This is a genomic window from Bradyrhizobium sp. BRP22 (assembly GCF_020194175.1).
In the GTDB taxonomy this organism is placed as follows: domain Bacteria; phylum Pseudomonadota; class Alphaproteobacteria; order Rhizobiales; family Xanthobacteraceae; genus Bradyrhizobium.
In genome coordinates, this window is sequence record NZ_JADYVX010000061.1 from 1 (window position 1) to 22,426 (window position 22,426).

Annotated in this window: 21 protein-coding genes; 7 read left to right on the forward strand and 14 right to left on the reverse strand. The window is 58.7% G+C overall.

Annotated elements, in window-relative coordinates; all coding sequences use genetic code 11:
* The first annotated feature begins 1,147 nt into the window (after positions 1 to 1,147).
* The 3 genes from I6F35_RS37895 to I6F35_RS37905 all read left to right on the forward strand — a co-directional run bounded on the left by I6F35_RS37895 (position 1,148) and on the right by I6F35_RS37905 (position 3,591).
* On the forward strand, positions 1,148 to 1,660 hold the full coding sequence (locus tag I6F35_RS37895) for a transposase (RefSeq protein WP_225122714.1): 513 nt from the start codon (positions 1,148 to 1,150) through the stop codon (positions 1,658 to 1,660).
* Positions 1,661 to 1,759: 99 nt separating this feature from the next.
* Entirely contained in the window at positions 1,760 to 2,152 is a 393-nt protein-coding gene (speD, locus tag I6F35_RS37900; protein ID WP_225122715.1) for an adenosylmethionine decarboxylase, read from the forward strand.
* Between the two features lie 1,244 nt (positions 2,153 to 3,396).
* Positions 3,397 to 3,591 (forward strand): hypothetical protein, encoded by a 195-nt coding sequence (locus I6F35_RS37905; protein WP_225122716.1) that lies wholly within the window; start codon positions 3,397 to 3,399, stop codon positions 3,589 to 3,591.
* A 205-nt stretch (positions 3,592 to 3,796) separates the two neighbouring features.
* Here the strand turns inward: I6F35_RS37905 and I6F35_RS37910 are convergent, their stop codons facing one another.
* The 11 genes from I6F35_RS37910 to I6F35_RS37960 all read right to left on the reverse strand — a co-directional run bounded on the left by I6F35_RS37910 (position 3,797) and on the right by I6F35_RS37960 (position 12,458).
* On the reverse strand, positions 3,797 to 4,756 hold the full coding sequence (locus I6F35_RS37910; protein ID WP_225122717.1) for a hypothetical protein: 960 nt from the start codon (positions 4,754 to 4,756) through the stop codon (positions 3,797 to 3,799).
* A gap of 262 nt (positions 4,757 to 5,018) precedes the next feature.
* The gene (locus I6F35_RS37915) at positions 5,019 to 5,333 is read right to left on the reverse strand and encodes a hypothetical protein (protein WP_225122718.1); all 315 of its coding nucleotides are present in this window, start codon (positions 5,331 to 5,333) and stop codon (positions 5,019 to 5,021) included.
* A 79-nt stretch (positions 5,334 to 5,412) separates the two neighbouring features.
* Entirely contained in the window at positions 5,413 to 5,964 is a 552-nt protein-coding gene (locus I6F35_RS37920; RefSeq protein WP_225122719.1) for a carboxymuconolactone decarboxylase family protein, read from the reverse strand.
* Between the two features lie 6 nt (positions 5,965 to 5,970).
* On the reverse strand, positions 5,971 to 6,525 hold the full coding sequence (locus I6F35_RS37925; RefSeq protein WP_225122720.1) for a peroxiredoxin: 555 nt from the start codon (positions 6,523 to 6,525) through the stop codon (positions 5,971 to 5,973).
* Between the two features lie 849 nt (positions 6,526 to 7,374).
* Positions 7,375 to 7,542 carry a hypothetical protein gene (locus tag I6F35_RS37935; protein WP_225122721.1) on the reverse strand — a complete coding sequence of 56 codons (168 nt, stop codon included), beginning with the start codon at positions 7,540 to 7,542 and terminating at the stop codon, positions 7,375 to 7,377.
* A gap of 547 nt (positions 7,543 to 8,089) precedes the next feature.
* A complete protein-coding gene (locus I6F35_RS37940; RefSeq protein WP_225122722.1) occupies positions 8,090 to 8,368 on the reverse strand; it encodes a hypothetical protein in 279 nt (92 codons plus the stop codon).
* A 76-nt stretch (positions 8,369 to 8,444) separates the two neighbouring features.
* Positions 8,445 to 8,576: a hypothetical protein gene (locus I6F35_RS40375; protein WP_275945538.1), complete on the reverse strand. Its 132-nt coding sequence runs from the start codon at positions 8,574 to 8,576 to the stop codon at positions 8,445 to 8,447.
* Positions 8,577 to 8,705: 129 nt separating this feature from the next.
* Positions 8,706 to 9,869 (reverse strand): molybdenum ABC transporter ATP-binding protein, encoded by a 1,164-nt coding sequence (gene modC / locus I6F35_RS37945; protein WP_225122723.1) that lies wholly within the window; start codon positions 9,867 to 9,869, stop codon positions 8,706 to 8,708.
* Positions 9,866 to 10,552 (reverse strand): molybdate ABC transporter permease subunit, encoded by a 687-nt coding sequence (gene modB / locus I6F35_RS37950; protein ID WP_225122724.1) that lies wholly within the window; start codon positions 10,550 to 10,552, stop codon positions 9,866 to 9,868. Before modB ends, modC begins: the two co-directional genes overlap by 4 nt.
* Positions 10,553 to 10,958: 406 nt before the next feature.
* On the reverse strand, positions 10,959 to 11,279 hold the full coding sequence (locus tag I6F35_RS37955) for a hypothetical protein (RefSeq protein WP_225122725.1): 321 nt from the start codon (positions 11,277 to 11,279) through the stop codon (positions 10,959 to 10,961).
* Positions 11,280 to 12,035: 756 nt separating this feature from the next.
* The gene (locus tag I6F35_RS37960) at positions 12,036 to 12,458 is read right to left on the reverse strand and encodes a hypothetical protein (protein ID WP_225122726.1); all 423 of its coding nucleotides are present in this window, start codon (positions 12,456 to 12,458) and stop codon (positions 12,036 to 12,038) included.
* A gap of 280 nt (positions 12,459 to 12,738) precedes the next feature.
* Here I6F35_RS37960 and dctA point away from each other — a divergent pair, with 280 nt between their 5' ends.
* The 3 genes from dctA to I6F35_RS37975 all read left to right on the forward strand — a co-directional run bounded on the left by dctA (position 12,739) and on the right by I6F35_RS37975 (position 17,021).
* Positions 12,739 to 14,061 (forward strand): C4-dicarboxylate transporter DctA, encoded by a 1,323-nt coding sequence (dctA, locus tag I6F35_RS37965; RefSeq protein ID WP_225122727.1) that lies wholly within the window; start codon positions 12,739 to 12,741, stop codon positions 14,059 to 14,061.
* A 606-nt stretch (positions 14,062 to 14,667) separates the two neighbouring features.
* Positions 14,668 to 15,300, forward strand: a complete 633-nt coding sequence (locus I6F35_RS37970; RefSeq protein ID WP_225122734.1) for a hypothetical protein — start codon at positions 14,668 to 14,670, stop codon at positions 15,298 to 15,300.
* A gap of 638 nt (positions 15,301 to 15,938) precedes the next feature.
* Positions 15,939 to 17,021: an IS5 family transposase gene (locus tag I6F35_RS37975; protein ID WP_225122728.1), complete on the forward strand. Its 1,083-nt coding sequence runs from the start codon at positions 15,939 to 15,941 to the stop codon at positions 17,019 to 17,021.
* 1,022 nt (positions 17,022 to 18,043) lie between these two features.
* Here I6F35_RS37975 and I6F35_RS37980 read toward each other — a convergent pair.
* Positions 18,044 to 18,331 carry a hypothetical protein gene (locus tag I6F35_RS37980; RefSeq protein WP_225122729.1) on the reverse strand — a complete coding sequence of 96 codons (288 nt, stop codon included), beginning with the start codon at positions 18,329 to 18,331 and terminating at the stop codon, positions 18,044 to 18,046.
* A 956-nt stretch (positions 18,332 to 19,287) separates the two neighbouring features.
* Positions 19,288 to 20,230 (reverse strand): IS630 family transposase gene (locus tag I6F35_RS37985; protein WP_225122733.1). Its coding sequence is split into 2 segments (ribosomal slippage): positions 19,288 to 19,893 and positions 19,895 to 20,230, totalling 942 coding nucleotides; the frame shifts between segments, so codons are not numbered across the junction.
* A 789-nt stretch (positions 20,231 to 21,019) separates the two neighbouring features.
* On the opposite strand from I6F35_RS37985, the gene I6F35_RS37990 reads away from it, so the two are divergent.
* Complete coding sequence (locus I6F35_RS37990; RefSeq protein WP_346283242.1) at positions 21,020 to 21,664, forward strand: shikimate kinase; 645 nt, start codon at positions 21,020 to 21,022, stop codon at positions 21,662 to 21,664.
* A gap of 366 nt (positions 21,665 to 22,030) precedes the next feature.
* On the opposite strand, the gene I6F35_RS37995 is transcribed toward I6F35_RS37990, so the two are convergent.
* On the reverse strand, positions 22,031 to 22,426 hold a 396-nt coding region (locus I6F35_RS37995; RefSeq protein WP_225122731.1), incomplete at its 5' end, for an ISAs1 family transposase.

The window sequence follows — 22,426 nt, forward strand, 5'->3', positions numbered from 1 at the left end:
CCCCAGCCTCATGCTCCTTCAATACCGCGATAATCTGCTCGTCCGTGAACCTTGCTCGCTTCATCTGTCCGTCCTTGTTCGGGCCGGACTCTAACTCCTTCTGGAGGAAATACGCAGTGGCAGGTCACTTTTCGCGCGTCAAAAAAGCTTCCGTCTCTTGAGCAGAACCGATACGAGTAATGTTGCGGCAAAGCGCTTAGCATTACGGCGAAGCCGGACTGTTCTATCGCGCAGGTATTTCGTGGTAGGCCGGAAGACGCTGACCCTTTCCTGCGCGTGCCGCGTTGCGTCACGCATCGCTCGTGACGATTTTTCGACACCACCAGAACTTCGATAACGCGCGGCATAGCCGGTGCGATCCCTGTGCGCGCAGACGGGTCCAGCGTTCAGGCCGGCTCCGCTCGTCGGTAATATCCAGGGGCTTTCACCGTTCGCATGAGCCGCGATAGGTGAGATCGAGCTTCTGTCCAGGCGAAAAGCTCTCCTCCTACTGCTGCAGCGAGAAGGCCGCTTCCTGCTGCTCAGCATAGTGTCGGACGTTACAGCGCGATTGTCAGCTTCAAGACCATTGTCCACAACCTGACGCGTGCACCCGGCATGAAGTAACTGGAGATCATTCAATTTCCAAGCGGCACGCTGCTTGCTTCATTCGCGGTGCCACCACCGATGCCAGTTCGAAGGCGCACGGTTGTGGATCGGAAAAGCGCCGCGGAGTGTTTGATGCGATCTGGAGTTCGTTCTTGGGGAGCGACAACGGTTGCGCCGGTTGCAAGCGGTGCAGCCAATTCGGCGGACCTTGAGCCAGCAGTACAACTTCCACCGGGCCTGTGGAGCTGGTCCAGAGGATCTAGTGGCGGACACGTCGGCGGTGGTTACGGCCAAAAATCCTTCGATCCCTACGGTCCGTCAGTCTATGGCATCGTCCATACTCCTGTGTTCCTGGCAGGCGGCCAGGTCGGGTACAATTGGCGGAAAAATGGCTCGGTGTTTGGCCTCAAAGTTGATGCCAGCGGTGCTCTCTCCAACGGCACAAATAGCTGCCTCGCCGCCTCCAGCATAATACTGAGCGCAAACTGCAAGGCAAATCCAAACGTCTTTGTCACTGGGGCTGGTCGTCTCGGTTACGCTTTTGGCGCGCAGAACGAGTTTGGCCAATGTCGGCGACGGCGGGCTCGACTTGTACAAGGCGCTCGACGAGGTCTTTCCCAGCACACGCCGCCCGCGATGCTGGGCGCACAAGACCGTGAACGTCCTGCACAAGTTTTCACTCTCGGTGCAGGCCGCCATGCAAGAAGGAGTTGCGCGAGGTCTGCTCGGCGCGAGCCGAGCGTCCGCCGAAGCGGTGATCAACCTCATCGCCGAGAAGCATTGCGCAAAGTACGGCCAGGCGGTCAGATGCCTCGTCAAGGATCGCGACGCACTACTGGCCTTCTACGATTTTCTTGTCGAACGTTGGGATCACTTCCGCACCACCAATGCAATCGAGAGCGTGTTCGTCAACGGGCGATACCGGACCGTGCGGACGAGGGGCTCCTTGTTGCCAACCATCTCCGATGCTGTTCAAGCCGGTGATCGCTGCATCAAGGACCTGGCGGCGGCCGAAAGCCACAAATCAGTAGCCGAAGGTCATCGCAGTTGTCGGACTCGACGACGGCATTGAGGTCATCCAGGTGCTGGAAGACCAAGCGTCTGATCACCTCGTCACCTGGATTCCGAATAGCTCAGCTTATTGGGCCGATAATCCAATGGAGATTTCTTAATGACTGTTGATAACGAGAAGCTAGTCCCGCCGGCTCTGTTCACAGGTGCCACGCATTTGCTCATCGAGTTGTGGGGGGCGAAGAACCTCGACGATCCGGCTATCGCGGAAGACGCAATGCGAAAAGCCATCCGTGCGGCGAATGCGACATTACTCCACCTTCATGTCCATGAGTTTTGTCCGGGTTACGGCATCTCCGTAATAGCCCTGTTGGCTGAATCCCATATGACCTTACATACTTGGCCTGAGAGGTCCTACGCGGCCGTTGATGTTTTCGTATGTGGCAACAACGATCCTGCGAGCGCCGTGCCGGTTCTCGTTGAGGCTTTTCAGCCCGAACAGTCTGACGTTCGCAGCTTCCGAAGAGGTGTGTCAGTTAAGCCAGTCCGTTGAAGCAGATGCTCGATTTCCTTGGAATAGCCCGTCATGTTTCCGACTGCGCCCGTAAGGTATCGAGCTCACTGCCGCAATCGAAGAACATCTTGGGCTAACCTTTTCGTTCCGACCGTTAAGGGGTTGAATTTGCCAAGCGGGTTTTCCGGTGCTGTGATCGGCCATGCCTTGGCGCCGCAAAAAGGGAAATTCATCCTAAAGTAGCATCAGTGGTTTCCCGGATTTCCAGCTACCATAGCCCAGCGTAAGAGATATCAAGCAAATGCTCGCGTGCGTATAGGAGCTGCGGCGGTGGGAATTTCCAGGAACCGACGATTGCTAGTGGAACAATACTCGTCTGATCTACTCGAACAGCTTACCGAGCTGGAGTGGTTGCGAGAGCAGGTTAGGCAAGCCGAAACGCTGGATCCGAAGCAACTCTTGGCTCAATTCGAAGCTTACCGGAAACAGAAAACGACCACGGCCCGGCAGCGCCGACGAGCATCCTGATTACCTGAACGTGCCGCTGTAGCTCTGGTCCAGGATTGTTCACGTCACCTCCGGACTCACCCATTTATACGGCGTGACCTCCTGGAGTACCCGCGCTTAGCGCTCAGAGCGGTTACTGCCGCCGCTAGCGAACCGCAAATCGCGAGGTGTCCTCAGCCGCGTGTGTGGACGTTCTGGCCGCTCGTACCTTGTGACGAGCTTTAACAGGCGTTCCCTGATCCATGGATCGGCTTTGTCCGCCAAGTCCCGCACCAAGGCAGCCCGGTTGCTTCGGAATTGTTCATCCACGACAATACCTCATCACGCAACAAACTCGAATTTAAGGCAGGCGCAGGACGCTGGGAAGATAGTCCGCCGCCAATCCTGTGAATTGGGGAGCAGAGGACCCCCACCGTTCGCATATCTTTGCGCTAGGACTGGCGGATGTTTGCCGCTAGTATTTCCGGCGGCTGAAACTGGGCCCTTTCGGTGGTGACGCTTCATCTGGGGCTGGGGCTGAGGATTCGCGCCACGTCACCGGCGTCGTGAGCAAGTACGGCAGTATGTTCGAGAAATAGATCCGGTGACCGAATTTTAGCCGATGATGATGATTGTCACCATAGAAATCGATCAACTGTTTGCGCGTGCTCACCTGCTCGAGGCAGCATAAAAGCTTGACGGCGGGGCTCTCCGCCCCGGCAGTCACCTCTATGAGGCTCCGCTTTCCTCCTCGCTAATGGGCGCGCATCGGACCTGTCGATAGCGCGGAGGAGAACATGACGATCGAGGCCAAGCATCATCGAATTACGTTCATCAGCGTGAACGACAAATTTCGACGATCCTTTGGCGATGGATCGATCGCATCTCTGATCCGAAGCTCATCAGTCGCTTGTCAAACTTTGCCCGGTTTGATCGAACCGCTCGTTCACGCGGCCGAAATTCTTCAGGTAAGTCCGGCTCAACATGCTTGATATCGAATTTCTCAGCCATGTCATTGAAGTTGCGCCACAAGGTGATATGTCGGTGGAAGCAACCAATGTCAGCAGCCGCTAGGTTTGTAAATGGCCACATCAGCAAACAATGAATGTGCGTCTGAATCAGAGATTGCGAGGGAGAGACAGAATACAGATCAAGAACGTCTTCTTCAACAAATGAGGTGAACAGAAATGCACCTATTCACCGTGCTTCCTCGGTCAGTTGAGCGAGTGTCGCATCAAGATCACTCATCTTGCCATCCTCAAAAATCGGACCGTTAGACGCAAGCAGCTTTTGAGCTTGCGCGCAGTGAATGAAGCACGATTGGAAGAACGCACCTGTTAAGTGGGACAATGACGAATTGATGCGCTTTGCGATAATCGAATCCATAGCAGATGCGGAAAGATCCGCTGGAACAAACCAGTCAGACGCGACGAGAAATCCCCAACCTCGCAAGAATGAGGGAACGAATGCGCTGTAGGAATGAACTTCATTAAAGATACTTTTCAATGTTCGTGCCAACATCGCGTGAGCGTGACCGTCATCAAAAGAAAATCTCAATGCCTGGACCCCAACAATACCTCCAGGTTTCAGCCGCTCTTTGATGCCCAGATAAAATTCACGCGTGTAGAGAGCGAGCGCCGGGCTGTCAGAGACCAGGTCGCTCAGGTCGATAATAACGACATCATACAGGCTTTGGTCGTTCTCGATGAAGGCTCTGCCGTCCGAAGGAATGATTCTACATCGAGGATCCTCAAATGCTCCTCGATGCCACTCCTTCATGTGTTCCCGACATATCCTTATTAATTCACCGTCAATATCGACCATCGTTAAAGATTCGAGCGACTGGTGGCGGAGTACCTGCCAAATGGTAGCGCCTTCACCTCCGCCAATAACGAGCACGTGCTTCGGTGTCGGATGGGCCAGCATCGCCGGTTGTACCAAGAGTTCGTGATATAGCTCTTGATCTAAAACTGCGCTCTGTATCATTCCGTCTAAGAAAAGGGTCTTGCCGTAATTGGCTGTTTCAGCGATGCAGACCGCTTGGAAAGATGTCTGGCCAACGTAAAAGATGCGCCGCAAACAGTAGTTGTGCGTATCACGACTGTCGCTACGTTCTGAGAAAGTGAGGTAGTTGGAAGGTTGATTGTCATCACGCACCGAGTTCTCCTGAACTGAACCGCCCCGGGTATTCCGGAAGCCATTTTATTTGAGCTATATGGCCACGGCTGGATGTCCAGCATGGCTTAGTAATGTTCTTCTGCTACATCGCATCTTTCGGAGCCTGTGCAGGTTCACTCACGTTATGTCCCGCAGGATCGCTCAACCTTGCCCGAGGCGGTCTTTGTCGCGACGCTCCGATCCGCCAGTTACTCAACCGAACCATCCCCAACTTCCAGATCATCGGCAACTCTCTCTTGAATCATTCTCCAGTCATGATGTTCGCCTTGGGGGTGCGCCACAAATCCCGCATAGCTATGGAAAAATCGCGCCGGACTGTCGGTTGTCCAATCTTAGCGGGCAGCTTCTCGATTTCGCGTTCGCGCGCTTCCTCGCTCCCGTGCCCTACACCGGCATCAAAGGCGCGCGCCGCCTGCTCCAGCAATTGCTTCTTGCAGGCATAGCTCTTGTTCACGTGAGCCTCATAGCGCTTGCCAGATCGGCCACCGGCGCCTGCTCCCGCCGCGGCTTCCCGGGCGACCTTTGCCTTCACTGCCGCGTCGATCTTGTGTCTCAATCTTTCTCATCAAGCGTCCCGTCCATCCAACGCAGCAGTCCCTTCCAACTAAGCACATAGTCCCAAATGAGAGTCCATTTCAAGAACGCTCCACCGCCTGGATCACACCGCGCCCGGCCGCGTCGATCGCGACCGCGACTGATTGCACGATCGCGGCAAGGCGGATCGCTGTCTGGATGACGGCGATGCTGATGCCGGCCTCCCGCAGCGCCTTCTCATGCGCGTCCATGCAGGCGCCGCAGCCGTTGATGGCGCTTACCGCTAACGACCACAGCTCGAAATCGGCCTTGTCCACGCCAGGATTGCCGATATCGTTCATGCGTAGCCGCGCCGGCATCGTCTTGTATTCCGGGTTGGAGCCGAGGTGAACGAAGCGGTAGTAGACGTTGTTCATCGCCATCAGTGAGGCTGCTGATTTCGCCGCCGCGATCGCGGCCGGTGTCAGGACGACAGCTGCGGCAGATTCCATTGCGGCGATCACTACAGGATTGCGGCCGGCAATTGCGGTGGCGAGCAACAGCCCATGTTTGCTCTGCGGTGATAGCGTCTCATCTGATATCATCGACGCCAGGTTCAGTCTGACGTCGTTGGCGAAATCGGGGATCTGGTCCTTCAACTGCTCAATTGACATGATGCCTCAAGCAACCTTCAGCGTTTCGCCGCCGATCTCGCGGTTGCAGGGGCAGAGCTCGTCGGTCTGCAGAGCATCCAGCACGCGCAGCGTGTCTTTTGGGTTGCGGCCGACATTGAGGTTGGTCGCGTAGACATGCTGGATCGTGCTGTCTGGGTCCACGATGAATGTGTAGCGATAGGGGACGCCGTCCGGCGAACGCACGTCAAGACCATCGACCAGCCCGCCTTTGGTGTCGGCAAACTGCCAGATCGGCAGATGGTGCAGATCCTTGTGGGAGCGCCGCCAAGCGAGCTTGCAGAACTCGTTGTCGGTCGAGCCGCCTAGCACGACCGCGTCGCGGTCGGCAAAATCCTTCGATAGCCGGGCAAACTCGGCGATCTCGGTTGGGCAGACAAAGGTGAAATCCTTTGGGTAGAAGAAAATGATCTTCCATTTCCCAGGGAAGCTATTTTCCGTCAGCGTCTCGAACGCGCTCTGCCCATCCTCCTCGTGCAGGTGAAGGCCGGGCCTCACGCCTGTGATTTCGAACGACGGCAACTTACTTCCAATTCCAAGCATATTGTCCTCACAAGTTTGCTTCGCGCGGGAAGCGATGGTCCCGGCCTCAAGTGAAGCAAGTGATGTGCCAGGAGATCTCGCGGTTCAACTGGCGGAAATGCGACATTCGGATGCTCGTCGCGGCGATATCTCGGCCCGTAATTGCGCCGAATGGTCCATTATCTTATGTCGATAACGGAGCATAATGCCGTGCGCAGGCGGCAGCTTGCGCGCGCGAACGATTAGCTCGAGCCAATGCGCGTAACTTAAGAGGCCGTACAATCTTGGCCCTCGATAAAATGAACCTACCGCGGCAAATCCTGCTAGGCCACATGATCGCCCTTAACGAGGCGCACGAGGACCACTTAGGTGACGTGGAGCGGGAGCTGGCAGTGACGGTATTTCCCCTTCATCAATCGTGGCGGATAAGCTCGTGGGAAGGTCGGCGATGCTCTGTCGGATGTCATGAAGCTGTCGGATAGACTCATCGCAAATCGTCCTGACCAGATGGATTGCGCGCGGGTGCGGGCGATGTCGCGCCATTATCCCTCCACGGCCTGGCGCTCGCACCACGGCGTTAGGCCGACATCCCGGTGAAGGTCCGCCAGTCGACAATGCATTCTTCGGGGACGCTCGCCAGGAGCGGTACGCCAGCGATGATCGCATCAGTAAATTCGTCGCGCAGGTTCCGTCCGAACCTTGGACAATTTGTTAATCACGAGGAGATCGATGCCGCCGGATCGCGCGGGACCACAATCGCAGCGTCGGCAAGCCTATTCGCACCAAGCTTGCAGAACATGGCGCCGCTGCCGAGTGGCTGGCATATGAAAATATCGTACCAAGGTCGCAATGTCCGGCGCGAGCATGGTTTCATGCCGTCGCGCTCTTCAGGTTTGCTGAACGAGGCCGCCGACGTGCACGCCTCGCCGCGTGAGACTCCTGGTCTAAGTCGGCGAGCAGCTCATAAGCGTTCTGTTTCGACCGGTAGAGGATTGTCGCGACGCGCTTCGGATCGATGTCGGCAAGCGTGGTGATCATGGGCGTGATCCTCTGATTGGTCATCCGCGCTCTCGCGCTGTGCCGGCGTGGCATGCGTAATACCTACTCTGGTGGTTCAGAGCCGTGAACCGGCGAGACGCCCTTTGACCTCGGCGAATATATCGATTCCATGGTCGAGCCTTAGGCATAGCGAGCGGCGCGTTATGCCAGCCGTGCTGGAGATCGCCGCCCGGACCTTTAGCCGGTACGCTGAACTGTGAATGGACCCAAAGCTAGCGGAGTCTATCATGAGGGTGACTTCGATCCGCTCTGGTGTGGCTGTTCTCGCGCGCTCTCCTTCCGCTGCATTTTCTCGATCAAAGTTGCGGCGAGAATGACCGCAAGCCCGAACATCACCATGCCGGCGGCAAGCCAGCTTGGTAACGGAGGCCTTCCGGAGCGGCTGGACAACCAAAGAGAGCGCGTGTTCGCCCACAAGGGCGGCAGCGGTGAATGTGAGGGTGCTTCCGGCCGAGAGAGCTGCGAGAATCCCGCGACAAGCATCAGTTGCATCGATGCACAGGAGCTGAGCTCTTTCATAACGTCCTCAGCGGCTGCGCCATAAGGCGAAAGCGCCGAATGATCGATACAGCACGAGATTATAGGTCGCATAGGTGGACCGGCTTTCCGGAACGCAAGACCGTTCGCTGCCCGATTGCTCGGGCGGCCTCGTCGGGCCGAGAAACAGCTCGAAGGGCGCCCGTTGCGTCACCTGGCGGCAACGCTGTCCGCTCCCGCTAAAGCTCAACAGGGCCTCACCCCGTACTCTGCTGAAACGGCGCTGCAGCTCCTTGGCCGACACGGTGAAGTTCGCGGCGACCGTCACATCGACTTCCGCCGCTCCTGCATTTCCGATCATAAGCAGGGTCAGAACTGAATTGATGAGGGTCCATCGGCAAGCCTCATCGAAAATCCAAACGCCGCTGGAACGCGCGAGCCGCGGCGGCTCTTTGCTTCTCATCCAGCAACGGCGTGCGATTCGAGAACATGGCGCGCGCCTGCTCGACAAGAGTGAAACGCGCATAGGTTGCCATCGTGCGCCGTCCAATGGCTGGGTCGCCTCGTCGGGCTTGAGATATAGTCCTCTTCAACTCCGCCTGCGTGGCACAATGAAATGTAGCCTCAAAATGTTGCCGCCGCTCGCCTCCCGCGCGTTGCTCGTTTCACGCGGCGGCGCTTGCCTGGTCAGGATCTGCTGCTGGCGTGGAGGGCGTCACGATTTGCAGTGGCGGTTCAGAGGCAGAGAGCAGCGAGACGTGCTTGAGCTGAGCGAATACGTCCATCCCATCCTTAAGCCCAAGGGAATCAAAGGAGAAACGCGTGATACGGGCTAAAATCTCCGTGCCCGAGCCTCCAGTGCCGAGCGCAAGGACCAGCGTGATCTCAGCCGCGCCGAGCGGCAAACAGGCTCTGATGCGCGCCGGAAAGACATTGATCATGGAGCCTGCGCGTGGCGCTTCGCGCGCCACGCTGACGTCGCTCGCCGCGATGCGCAGCCGTTGGTGCGCGCCGGGTGCAAACGGCGGTGCCGGCACCAACAGCCGCGCACCTTTGAGGCGGAGAATGAGCAGCCCATAGCGCCCGTCATAGCCGCTGACTACGGCATCAGGGCTGACGGCGGCTTCGCGGCTTGCCGCAAGCTGCGCGGGATCTCTCTGTAACACATGCAGCGGTCCGGCCGCGGTCACTACGCCGCGCTCCATCATGACCAGATAATCGGCTAAGCGTTCGATCTCCGCCATGTCATGGCCGATGTAGATCATCGGCAGCGCGAGCTTCTCGGGCAGGCGTTCGATGAACGACAGAATCTCACGTCTGGCGCAGGCATCGAGCGCGCCAAGTGGCTCGTCCATCACAAGCAGTCTGGGTTGAGACAACAGCGCGCGACCGATGGCGACGCGCTGCCGCTCGCCTCCGGATAGATGTGAAGGAGAGCGATCGAGCAGCGGCGCTATCTGGAGCAGTTCGACCACCTCGTCAAACGCGATCGGCGTCGGCTTGGGTTTGGGCGCACCGTAAAGCAAGTTGCGCCTGACCGACAAATGCGAAAAAAGACTCGGTTCCTGAAACACATAGCCGATGGGACGCAGATGCGGTGGGCGAAAGGTAGTCCTATCCTGCCACACCTCGCCGTCGATAGCACAGAAACCATTCGGCAAAGGCTCTAGGCCGGCGATGCAGCGCGCCAGCGTGGTCTTGCCGCAGCCGGGCGGGCCGAAAATCGCCGTGACGCCTTTGGCCGGTACGCTGAATTGCGTATCGATTGAAGAGCCAGCGATACTGCCGCTGAACGCAACGTCAACCCGGCCTGGTGTGGCTATCCTCACGTGCTCCTCCTTCCGCTGTATTTGTCGATCAAGCTCAAGGTGAGGATTACCGCAAAGGCGAATATCACCATGGCCCCGGCAAGCCAGCTTGCTTCGCGCCAGCGCGAGGTTTGGACATAGTCGAAGAGATAGGCCGACAGCACCTTGGTGCGCCCAGGAATGTTGCCGCCGATCATCAGCACGATGCCGAACGTGCCGATCGTATGCGCAAAGCCAATGATGGCGCCCGTCAGAACACCCGTTCGTGCCAGAGGCAAGGCGACCGTGAAGAAGGCACATAGCGGAGAGGCGCGCAGAGTGGCAGCAACCTCCAGCGGGCGGTTACCCATCGCGGCAAAGGCGTTGCGGATGGGCTGCACGACCAAAGGCAGCGCTGACAAAACCGATCCGACCACGAGCCCTGCAAAGGTGAAGGCGAGCGTGGCCCCGCCCCAGAGAGAGGCGAGAAGGCCGCCCAGACCGTTCGGACCGAGCAGGGCCAGCAGATAGAAACCGAGTACTGTTGGCGGCAGCACCAGCGGCAGCGCGATGATCGTGGCGACCGCCTCAGCCCAAAGGCTCTTCGAGCGCGCTATCCACCACGCGAGCGGTGTGCCAAGCATCAGCAGGATCACGGTCGTTAAGCTCGCGAGCTCGATCGTGAGCCGGAGCGATTCCCAGAGCTCTGGCGAAAAGCCATCCATGCGTCAACTCTAGCTTTGCACGTAGCCACCCCGCGCGATAATCGCGCGAAGTTTTTGCCGTTTGAGAAAATCGATGAAAGCGCGTGTCGCTCTATTATTGGCGCGGCTTTCCAACCGCACTGTATTGGGCCCCATCGGGTCATAAAACTCCCGCGCCACCAGCCAGCGCGAGGGGGTTTTGCTGTTTGTGAGCTCGGGCGGCGCGACAGATCCGAGCTCGGCATTACCGGTCTCGGATCGACGGCGTGCGTGATGCTGGCGGCATCGGTCCTCGGCTGAATCGCCGCACTGACGCCTAGCGCCTTTATGACCTGCAGCGCCGTTGCGTCATCATAAGCTGCGGCGATCGATGACTTCGCCACAGACATCATCTCAAGACTCTTTGCGCGCTTGGCGAACTTCACATTCACAGCACGAACTCGCCGCTATCAGAGGTGAAGCTGTTTTCCGACACCGGCAGACGCTTCTCGATCTGTCTACTTTGGCCGAACTGGTCGGCTGAAAGGATGCAAAGCGCGGGTTGGATGATCCAGCTGCAAGCCTGTCCGTACCCGGGAGAGCTCAAGGCAGCCTCGAGCCGCGTCGTCTGAGTGAGCGGTGCTGCAATCTCGTTGCTCGGCAGACGGAAATCTGCGGCAAGAGTGGGACTGATGTTCACCGCTGCTGCTTTTTCTAGCAGGATCAGAATCAGAGTTGCATTGATCAGAATCAATCGGGCACGCATCATTGGGAAGTCTCTCGGAGCGGGGCGGCCTGCGACCAGTTTGGCCGCGGGCGGCTTCTGCTCCTGCCCCCAGCAATCGGCGTGCCGCTCGCGAAATATGATGCGCGCCTTGCGCCACAGCAGCCAAACACGCTTAAGCGTCAGCCTGGCTGTTGAATTGCGGCGGAATGGCCCGAGCGCCGTGTCAGCTTTCCGACTTCGGCGTGTTCAACCGAACATCTCTAGCCTCTTGAACGAAAACTTCTAGGGATACTCCGCCCAACCTTGGCTCCCCCGCGCGGTGATGTCCGACTTTGGATCTTTGAACGGCTCCGATCTCCGGCTCATCGGCCGGCCCAATGTAGCCGCCCGGCCTGGGGGTGTCGCAACACGATATGTTTTGTCTTCACCTCGCGCCTATGAAACGTCCGTTCGAGGAAAACTCTTTGGCAAGCCTCTCTTGTCCAAGCGCTGCAGGAGCTCAGCGTGCATCGTCCGGTGAAGGAGTATTGAGGCTGGCTCATTTGGAGTGGTGCGAAACAATATGACCGAGGTCCGGATAACGTTGAAGGCAGGCTGTATCAACGCCTTTCAATCGCATGTTTCCACACGTCGATAGCATGGATGAGTGCCATCCAAAAAATGAATTTTACCAATGTTACGGAATATTGCATTGACAGCACCTGACGCGCACGAATCACGTGTCGCGTCAGGCGGCTCGGCTGGGGGATGGCGCCGCGTTCGGGTCGAGGCGCGCAATGGAAGCAGCAGGTTGGCAGATCAACTCGCGAAGGAAATTGTCGCACGATCTAGGAAAACGCCGTTGGCGGCCGCGACATAACGACCGCCAAGGAACTGGCCTGGCGTGGCATCCAGTCGCTGTAGATGCACATGATTTGCGAGCTGGAGCAGTCCTACGCGATGGAGATTGAGATGAACACGGATGACGCCTGATCGAATCTCAAGAACGTCGGCGACGCGGCTGTCCGCGGCGTGGTCGCTGAGAAGGCTGGAATGGGGAGCCGCGCCGTCATTTCCGGAATGGGTGGGACCGACGGCGCCTCCATCCGTAAGGAGATACGCGAAGGCCGCTCCACTACATGACATTGCCGCAAGTGGCTGGTCGATCTCGAGGTCGCGCCCACGCTGCCGCGCGAGCGCAAGGTGCGCGTCGTCGAGCAATGCCTTTGCCTTCGACGGCACGAACGTAGCTCTGGGATTCAGCCAAGTGCAGTCATGAGACGGTCGGTCCGCCGTCTGACCGATTGAACGGCCGCATGGCTTTGACGCTTGGTGCGCGACTTGCTTAACAAAAGAAAACACACGTAACCGCCGACCTACCCTCGGAATTCACGCTGCGATCTGTCGGATTTCTGACATCGCCGTCTTCAATGGGACACGGCTGGCATAACAGCTCGTCTGGTGCCGTGGCCGCTCAACGCGCGGCGGCTCGGTGTTCGAGTTCGTATAGGGAAGGAGCGTCATGACCACTATCGCAACTGCGGCGCCCGCGCGGCCGTCGCAAACTTGGTACAAAATTCTCTACGTTCAGGTGCTGATCGCGATCGTGATTGGCGTCATCGTCGGTTGGCTGTGGCCGTCGCTCGCAACCAACGACTGGATCAAGGCGCTCGGTGATGGCTTCATCAAGCTGATCAAGATGGTAATCGCGCCGATTATCTTCTGCACCGTGGTCTCGGGTATCGCACACATCCAGGATGCAAAAAAGGTCGGCCGGGTCGGACTCAAGGCGATGGTCTATTTCGAGATCGTCTCCACTTTTGCCTTGTTGCTCGGCCTGGTGATGGGAAATCTCTTCCAGATCGGCCATGGCCTTGGGGCCAAGCCCGATGCCGCAGCCGTCGCCAACTACGTGAAGCAGGCGGAAGCTTCGAAAAGCGTCGATTTTATCCTCAATATCATTCCCGACAGCGTGGTCGGCGCGCTGGCGCGCGGCGACATCCTGCAGGTGCTTTTGTTTGCGATCCTGTTCGGCTTCTCGCTGATGGCGCTGGGTGAGCGCGGGGAGAAGTTGCGCGGCATGATCGACGACACGGCGCACGCGGTATTCGGCGTCATTGGCATTGTCATGAAGGCAGCGCCAATCGGCGCGTTCGGGGCCATGGCCTTCACGGTCGGCAAGTTCGGGCCTTCGGCGCTCGGTAATCTGATCGGGCTCATCGCGCTGTTCTATGCCACGGCCGCGCTGTTCGTCGTGGTGGTGCTTGGTCTGGTCGCGCGCTTCGTTGGCTTTTCGATCTTCAAGTTTATCGCTTATATCAAAGATGAGCTCTTGCTCGTGCTAGGCACCTCGTCCTCCGAAAGCGCGCTGCCGCAGTTGATGAAGAAGCTCGAGCGCCTGGGCTGCTCCAAGCCTGTGGTCGGCCTCGTGGTGCCGACCGGCTACTCCTTCAACCTCGATGGCACCAACATCTACATGACCTTGGCGACGCTGTTTATCGCGCAGGCGCTCGGGGTCGATCTCACCTTCGGCCAACAGCTCACGATCTTGATCGTGGCGATGCTGACGTCCAAAGGCGCAAGCGGTATCACCGGGGCGGGCTTTATCACGCTCGCGGCGACGCTATCAGTGGTTAATCCGGCGCTAGTGCCGGGCATAGCAATCGTATTCTCGATCGATAAATTCATGAGCGAGGTGCGCGCCCTTACCAATATCACCGGCAACGGTATTGCCGCGGTGTTCGTGTCCTGGTGGGAAGGCGAACTCGACCAGGCCACGCTGCATGAGCGGCTCAATCAGGAAATCGATCTCACCGACCGCGAGGCCGCGGACACGAGAGGGTAGGCGGCCGCTTTTCTACCGTCATTCCGGGGCGTTGAACTCGGGTGTAGGCGAATTCGCAAGTATAGTCCAAGTCGGCGGCAACCGACTTGGACTGCGAAGGCGGAATCTCTCGCCCCGATCTATGGATTGCGGGTTCGCTCGCTTTTGGTGAGCGTACCGGAATAACGTCTAAAGAGGCTGACCCGTAAGGCGAGGGGACAGAACCTTCGGTTTGTGCCCTGCGGTTTCTCAATGAGCGCCGAGTATGTACAACTGCTTGAAAGTGGAAGTCGTCTATCCAACCGCATGACGGCCAAGTGTTAGCGAAGTGCAATGGCGCCATCGCAAGGAGCTGAAGAAGCCGTGGAGCAAAGCCGCGAACGGATCGACTAAGCGTGACGACGTTGACTTGAATCGATTTGAGATTCCTCGGGAGACTTCCGAAGCACATGCTGGCTGGGCTTTGAGGCCAGCATTGAGCGGCAAACTTTACTCTGAGTATCTTCGCAAAGCAGGGCGTTGGAGGGTTTTTAACAGTGGATTGTCCTGCAACGAGGCGGCTAAACATTCGGTGTTGCGGTCAGCACGGCCATTGTATGGGTGCGGCGGCATTGCGAGACCGGCAGCGTGGTGCTCGGCAGGGATGCGCAGCCACAGGTCCAAGGCGATTTCCGGCGAACACCGTCTCTGGGTTTAGGGCGAAAGAAGGGGACTTCAGCTTGTGCGGCTTGGTCGCCCGAGCTCGCTGACCGCGACTTTAAAGCTAATCACCGTCCAACTGGAATTTCAGGCGAGAAGCTCAGCTTCAAAAGCGTGGTGGCTGGCGAGCTCGAGGTCTGGACCCGACCGATATGGCAGCTCTGGGGAGTAGGCGGCCTGTGGCGAGTTGACTTCCAGCAAGATTCCGCACGGCTGCTGGAAAACCATCACCTTCCCGGCCGCGTTGCGCCATCACCGGATTGCGGCGCCATGGTTTCTCGAGGGCCGAACAATGGCGACTGCTTCCGCCTCTACATCGAGAAAGTCCTCCTTCTGGCGCTTCGTCTTCGTGCCGCAGACTTTCACAGATATAGCGCGCTCGAGCTCGGACACCAGGACACTCAAGTGATCCGCAAGCCTTGCGAACAGTTCTCGCTTTTCCAGGTCAGTTGCCAGATCGCTGATCAATTTGCACTCGGCCGCATCAGTGCGGAGCTCTTGCAGTTGCTTCTGCAGGTCGTTCATCGGTATGCCCGTGGAGCGGCTATTCAGACCAATTAATCGGAGTGTACTTCAGCTCTCGCCGGTCCATTTCCGAACGAAGCAATTCGGCATAGGTGCGCAGATTGTTGCCAACAAAGCGGCAGCGTCCCCCGTACGCGCGACCGGCCACCACCTGCCGCCGCACACTTCCTAGAGAAACAATAAGCTCTCATCTTTCGAGTTTGAAAACCTCATCCGGACACCCGCAATCCTTGCGCGCGAATGCTACCCCCATCTCACGGGCCGAACTGTTCGTTTCGGACACTCCCGCGCAGAAACCGAGTGCCCGTTGCACATTTGCCACAAGATCGTTTCGGTCACCGGGCTAGGCCTATTACGCGCTTCTCGCCATTGTTCGCCCTCGGGCTTTGCGAAAACAGATTTTTTAACCACCGACCAGTTGCCGAAGTCTGGGCCGCTTCGCCGGGGTTTTCGTCCATTTCCGAGGCCGAGGCCGCCGGAGCGCCAAACAAGGCACTGGCGCCTATGTGTAAGACGAAGCTTACCCGGGCCGATTTGGCCCACTTCACCGGGTACCGAGCAGTGGTATCGGCACGGGCTCAATCGCAGCATGATCTAGCAGTTTGCTGAAAAACCCCTCGCCGTAGCGGGAATTTGCTGATTCAATTTTTCATCGCGAATCAGAGGGTGCTCGCATGCGGGGCGCATTTGTGGATCAGGGGCGGTTGTTTTCGTACATCTCGCCCGAAGCGCGGGTGCCGTTGAACCATCCGCTAAGGAAGATTCGGGCGCTGGTCCGTGATGTGCTGAGCGAGTTGAACCGCAGCTTTGGGAAGCTCTATTCGAGCGAAGGACGCCCCTCGATCCCTCCGGAACAATTGCTGAGCGCGTTGCTGCTGCAGGTGTTCTACGGCATTCGGTCGGAACGACAGCTCATGGAGCAATTGGACTACAATCTCCTGTACCGCTGGTTCGTGGGATTGTCGCCGGACGATCCGGTCTGGGATCCGACCAGCTTCACCAAGAACCGTGAGCGGCTGCAGAGCGGCGACGTGTTTACGAAGTTCATGACCAAGCTTTTGAACCATTCTCAGGTCAAACCGCTGTTGTCAGACGAGCATTTTTCGGTGGACGGGACGTTGATTGAGGCGTGGGCCTCCCAGAAGAGCTTCCGCCCCAAGGACGGCAGCGGCGATGACGACGGCGCGAACTTCCACGGCCAGAAGCGCAAGAATGACACCCATGCAAGTGCGAGTGATCCCGACAGTCGGCTGTACCGCAAGGCCGCCGGCCGGGAGGCAAAGCTCTGCTACATCGGCCACGCCACCATGGAGAACCGGCACGGGCTGGCCGTGGCGGGCATGGTCACGCGCGCCAGCGGCACCGCCGAGTGCCGCGCCTCGGAGAGGATGCTCAAAACCAAGGCCAACCAGGCCGGCCACCGCATCACCGCCGGCGAGGACAAGGCCTATGACACGGCCGATCATGTGGCCAATCTTCGCGCCCTCAACGTCACCCCGCACGTGAGGCAAAACAACGCCATCACCAAGACCGGCAAGCGCCGCCGAAGCGCGATCGACGAACGGACCACGCGCCACCAGGGTTATGGCATGTCGCAATCGCGCCGGGCGATGATCGAATGCATCTTCGGCTGGGGCAAGCAGCACGGGACGATGCGCAAAACCAAACATCGCGGCCTCTGGCGCGTTGCCGCCGACTTCACCCTCAACCTGAGCGCCTACAATCTGATCCGCATCCCAAAACTGGTCATGGCATAGAAAAGCCGCTGCGCAGACTACCGCCAGAGCCGCACAGCATCGAACACATCACCTGAAACTCCGACCCAAAGACACCGCGATGCGCCAATTTCTGGGTTTTTCAGCAGACTGCTAGTGCGATGGCGGGTGGTCTCGCCGAAAACGGCGGCGCGTATTGGCCACCGGACAAGATCGGCTGCATGCAACTCCAACCGAAAATTCGGCCAAGGAAATTCCAGGTCTGGCGACTGCATGGCATGGATGAGCGCAGTGCGCGCCTCGCTTGCGATGAGGGCAACAATAGCGCGCCGTCCTCTATTCCGAGCACATTGATTTGACCGATTTCTTTCCCGATCAAATCGCCATTTGGGTCGAGGGTAATGTAATCCTGCTGCCAAGCGGGTCCCGCTGGTGCCACTTCTGGTCAAGCACCTGTTGGGCCAGCGCTAGCACGCCTCGAGGGCAATTTCGCCGAACAAGTCGGCGCATTCGCTCTTGCGCGCAACGCCTAACCTGGCAGGGGGACGAGTTCGTCAGCTTGTGGTCAGCTCGCCAATCTAGGACATCGACCTGCTTATGGGACGGCCTGCGAGTCTTCTGTGTCGAAAAATTCGCTAACAAAGGCGCGCGAGTTTCTGGCGGATGGAGTCGGCAGTGGCCGTCCACATGAAGGCTCGTGAATTTGCGTTGTGAGTACGAACTGAACGGTCGATTTTTCGAAGCGGTTGGCGATGGAAACGAAGCACCCGTGGCGAATGGCGCTTGGTGATGAGCGCGAATAAGCGTTCGACCTCGTTAAGTCAGGGGGTAGGTCGGTATGACGTGAATGTGCCAGCGCGGACCGGCGGGCGAGCAGGAGCCTGAGCTTGGGATGCTTCTGGGCGGCCGTAATTCTCGACGACGCTATGGATGTCCAGTGGGCCGGCACGTCAGCTTCGCCGTGACGCAGTAAAGGCGACGAGGGCGCTGGCGGTGTTGCATTGGGCGATGTTTGCTCCCTCGAGCACGTTGAGCGTTGCGAACAGGGGGGTCGTGCCAGGATGCTAGTCGTCCTGTGTGACGCTCTCGATGTAGCCGAACCCCATAGGAGGCATGGGCTGGGTTCGTTCGAGGGCTTGAATTGGGCTCTTCTCATCGGCGCAAAGCACCATGGCTTTATCAGGTTGATTGACATAGAGCCCGACCACCTTGCGCAACTTCTCGAGAAGGAAGGGATCGGTCGAGCGGTTAAAGCCGCGGGTGCGATGAGGCTGCAGACCGAAGAGTTGGGGCAGGCGGTGAACGGTGCTTTTAGCAGTTCCCACCTCTTGGGCGATGGCGCGTACGCTCAAATGGGTGTCGCTTTGGCCTTGCGAGAGAGTTCTTGATCAGCACGGCCACGGTCTCGTCCTCAGTCGTGCTGGGCCTCGCCGATAAGCAGCTTCTCGTAGAGACCCTCGATGTGATTTGTGATGATGCGATTACGCCATTTGCCGATCGTGTTGAGGAGCACCAAGCAGTGTTGCCCGCGACGACGTCGCTAGGCTCCACGTTCGTGAGCCAGCGCGATCTCGGCTCGCGCCGTCGGCGCCGTAGTGGGGCGAGTGCGACCGTGTTACGGCCGTGAGCTACGTGCGTTCGTCACTGGAAATCGCCAGCGTCGCCTTGGGGAATGCGGTGAGCATCACGGTATCTCCTTCGATCGGCCTGCCCGCCGGCCGCAGCAGGAGCGAATCAGTCGAGTGGACATTGTGAAAACGATAGCCAGCGCCATTCACGCCCGCATCGGTGATGTATCATGACGGGCATCAGCGGACGTGGAAAGCACATCGCGCAATTCGAAGCCGACAGTGCCGAAGGCACGGCCAGGTCTCAGATAGCTCGGGATCCTGGTGAAGGCTGCCAATCGTTCAGCTCTGTCCTTGCGAGGACGCGCTCTGAGGCCGAAGATTTAGAGGGTTCCTCTGCTCGCGCCCGTATCGACGATATCGCTGCGCAGAGGGTCCATGGCGCGGGCTCTGAACTCCGAGATCGAAATTATCCTGGCGCACCCAATCTGGAAGAAAGCTCGCCGGGTTCTGGCGGCCAACATTGGCGAGGCGATCGAGCAGCCGGAAAATCGCGAACAGAGGCGCTCCTCCCGCATGGGCAATCCCTGCCCGACCGGGGGACTAGATCAGGAAGTCGCCGTACCGACCGATTTAGCCGGGCAGAGCGGCCACAGTGTACGCTCTGAACAGCCGTATAGACCTTATCGTGACGGGCGAGGTCGCGAAGAAAGCTCGTTGCGTTTTAGAGCGTGATGTTTTTATACGGCAACATATCCTGAGTTTTTGAGATAGTTGGCGCACTCCTCGGGTGAGAAGAGATCGAGGAGTTCTCCGACCTTTCGCCAGGTTGCCTCGACATCGCGGGGCTCCGCGGCGCGCGTCAGGTGTTTGAGTTTGGCGAAGACCTGTTCGATCGGATTGAGGTCGGGGCTGTAGGGCGGCAGGAAGAGCATATGCGCGCCCCTAGCGCGGATGGCGTTGCGGGCGAGCTTGCCTTTGTGACTGCCGAGATTGTCGAGAATGACGACCTCGCCCTTTGCCAGGGTGGGCGCCAATATCTTCTCGACATAGAGGGTGAAGAGTTGGCCATTGATAGGGCCGTCGATGATGCAGGGTGCGTTGATCCGATCGTGGCGCAGCGCGGCGATGAAGGTCATGGTCTTCCAATGGCCGAAAGGCGCTGATGCCTGGAGCCGTTGTCCGCGCGGGCCCCAGCCGCGTAGCGGCGCCATGTTGGTTTTGATCCAGGTCTCATCGATGAAGACCAGGCGCGAGGCGTCAATCTTGCCTTGATGGGCCTTCCAGCGCGCCCGTTTACCAGCGATATCGGGGCGATCCTGTTCGGCCGGATGGATGGTTTTTTTTGAAGCTCAGCCCCTCAGCATGAACAAAAGCCCACACCGCCCGCACGTCTGTCTTGATGCCACGCTCAGCCAGTTCCCGCGTCAGCTTCCGCAAGGTGAACGGTCCCGAGCGAAGGCGCTTGCGCAGCCAGTCGGCGTTGGCGCCGGACAGGACCGGCTTCTTGTGACCACCGATCTTGCCGGGCGAAAGACCTCCGGTCTCTCGCCTCAGGTTCTTCCACTTCGTCACACAGGATGGACTGATCTGAAGCGCCGCTGCAATCGAGCGAACGGTCTCGCCTGCATCAGCGCGCTTAAGCGCCAGTTCGCGGATGTCTTCCGAATAGGGTCGCGTCATCCATGCTGGCCCCCGGCCCCAGCATGGAGTTTGAATCAGAAATTCCTCCAATTGGGAATCCCGATTCCGCTAAAAAACAACACGCTCTAGCGGCGAACATTGGCGCTGCGATCAGCGTTCAGAGGTTCGCGAACAGACGCGCTCCCCCCGCATGGACAATCCGTGCCCGGCCGGGGAGCTGGATCAGGAAAGCGGTCTATCGACGATGTCGCCGCGCAGAGCGGGCAAGGTGTAAGCTCCGAACGGCCATATAGACGTTATCGTGCCACGCTAGGTCGGGAAAAAAACTCGTCGCGTTCTCATGGCGAACCCGGGTCCAGCGAACATTCACCGGCAAGCTTGCAACCAGATGCGCTCCCAAGACCTGGGCAATTCATACCCGACCGGGGGCCTGGATCAGGAAGACCGCACATTGACGATATCGCCGCGCAGAGCGGCCCTCGTATGCGGCCCGAACGGCCTGATAGACCTTATCGTAGCGCGCTGGGCCGGGAAGAGAGTTCGTCACGTTCTGGCGGCGAGCCCTGGCGCGGCGATCAAGCAGCTAGAAGTTCGCAAACACATGCGCTCCCGCCGCATAGGCAATCCGCGCCCGACCTGAGTGCCAGACCAGGAAAGCGGCGCATCGAAGATGTCGCCGCGCAGAGCATCCATGGTGCAAGCTCAGAGCGAGGCTATAGATCTTCAGACGCACTTAATGCAGCGCTAAGGAGCATTGATCGCGCTGCCGACGTCCTTCAAGCCGGTGCGACCTTTAGGGCGCGAGCTACCGAGCCAGGAAGCCCCGATATTGGAGAGATTGTGACGGCTCTCGGTGATCGGCCGATCGTGCTCGCCGGCATGCCTGGTGCCGGCAAATCCACCATCGGCCGGCATCTTGCGAAGCGGCTGCGGCTGAACTTCATCGATTCCGACGCCGCGATCAGGACAGAAGCGGGCATGTCGATAAATGAACTCTGCAAGAGCTATGGCGAGCAGCATTTTAAGGACCTCGAGGCGAGGGTGATCGCGCGTGCGCTCAGGCAAGGGCCCGCGGTGCTCGCGACCGGCTCCGATTCGTTCATTCATGATGAGACCCGTAGCCTCATCCATGACAAGGCAGTCTCGATCTGGCTCAAAGCCGACACTGATGTAATAGTGCGGCGCAACAAGGGTCGGTCCGGCCGCCGGCTGCTGCAGACCCCCGACCTGGAGGCGACCGTGGCAGAGCAGATCCGTGAGCGTGCGCCGGTCTATCAAACTGCCGATCTCACGATCGGCTCGGGCGATATGTCGAAGAAAAATCAGGTAGAGGACTGCGTGGCGGCGCTGCACGCCCACCTTCGCGGTGAGGGGAAAAGCACCCGGGCGCCCCCGACTATCGTGGAAACGTCGCAATCATGCCGCCCAAGCTTGCGAACTCCCGAATGTCGCATTCGGCGGTCCTGGCTCTGATATCCTTGTCGTTGGGCTGGATCGCAAGCAGATAGCCGCGCGCGCAGCAATCCTTGTCGAGCGCAAACTGTGCAACGGGGATTGCTCACCGCAAGACGATTGAGCTCGGTCGTCTCGATCACCGTCCGAGCCGACATCGGCAGTCCCGATGGACCGAGCCGGTAAGCTTGTGGATGCGCTCAAACGGTCTTCATCTACTCCATTTGAACGAGGTGCCGTCGCTCAAGATGATGAAGAATAACTGCGATCTTCTGTGATTGCGACCGTGCGGCCTCGAACAGGTACGTTCAAAACAGTGCAGTGCCCCGGCTCGCCAGCTAGACGGCTGCAGGGTCCCGGGAATCAGCCGATCTTGCATTCGCCATTCTAGATGTCGTCCCCAATACGCATGGCCAATGGACAAAGACATGGTGCGTTACCACGCTCGAGTCCCCATTTGCAGGTAGGGCTATCGCATATGGGCGAGGGCGCAGAGAAGGAAGTCGTTGTTCCATCTGGCCTGGAGCATTTGTGGCTGATGCGAGCAGGTCCTGGGGTAGCCTGCAGGATGTTGATGGCGAGCTTGCGGATGACGGCGAGGTTTTCCGGCGCGTGATCCTTGCGGCTGCGGCAGGCATCTTCATCGAACACCGTACCGAGGACCCAGTGCAGGTTGTTCTCGATGCCCCAGTGGGCGCGCACGACCGCGAGCAGCTTCTTGGCCGACAGCAGGCACGAGGCCAGGAAGTATCGGACCTTGTGCTTGGCGGTCTTGCCGGCATT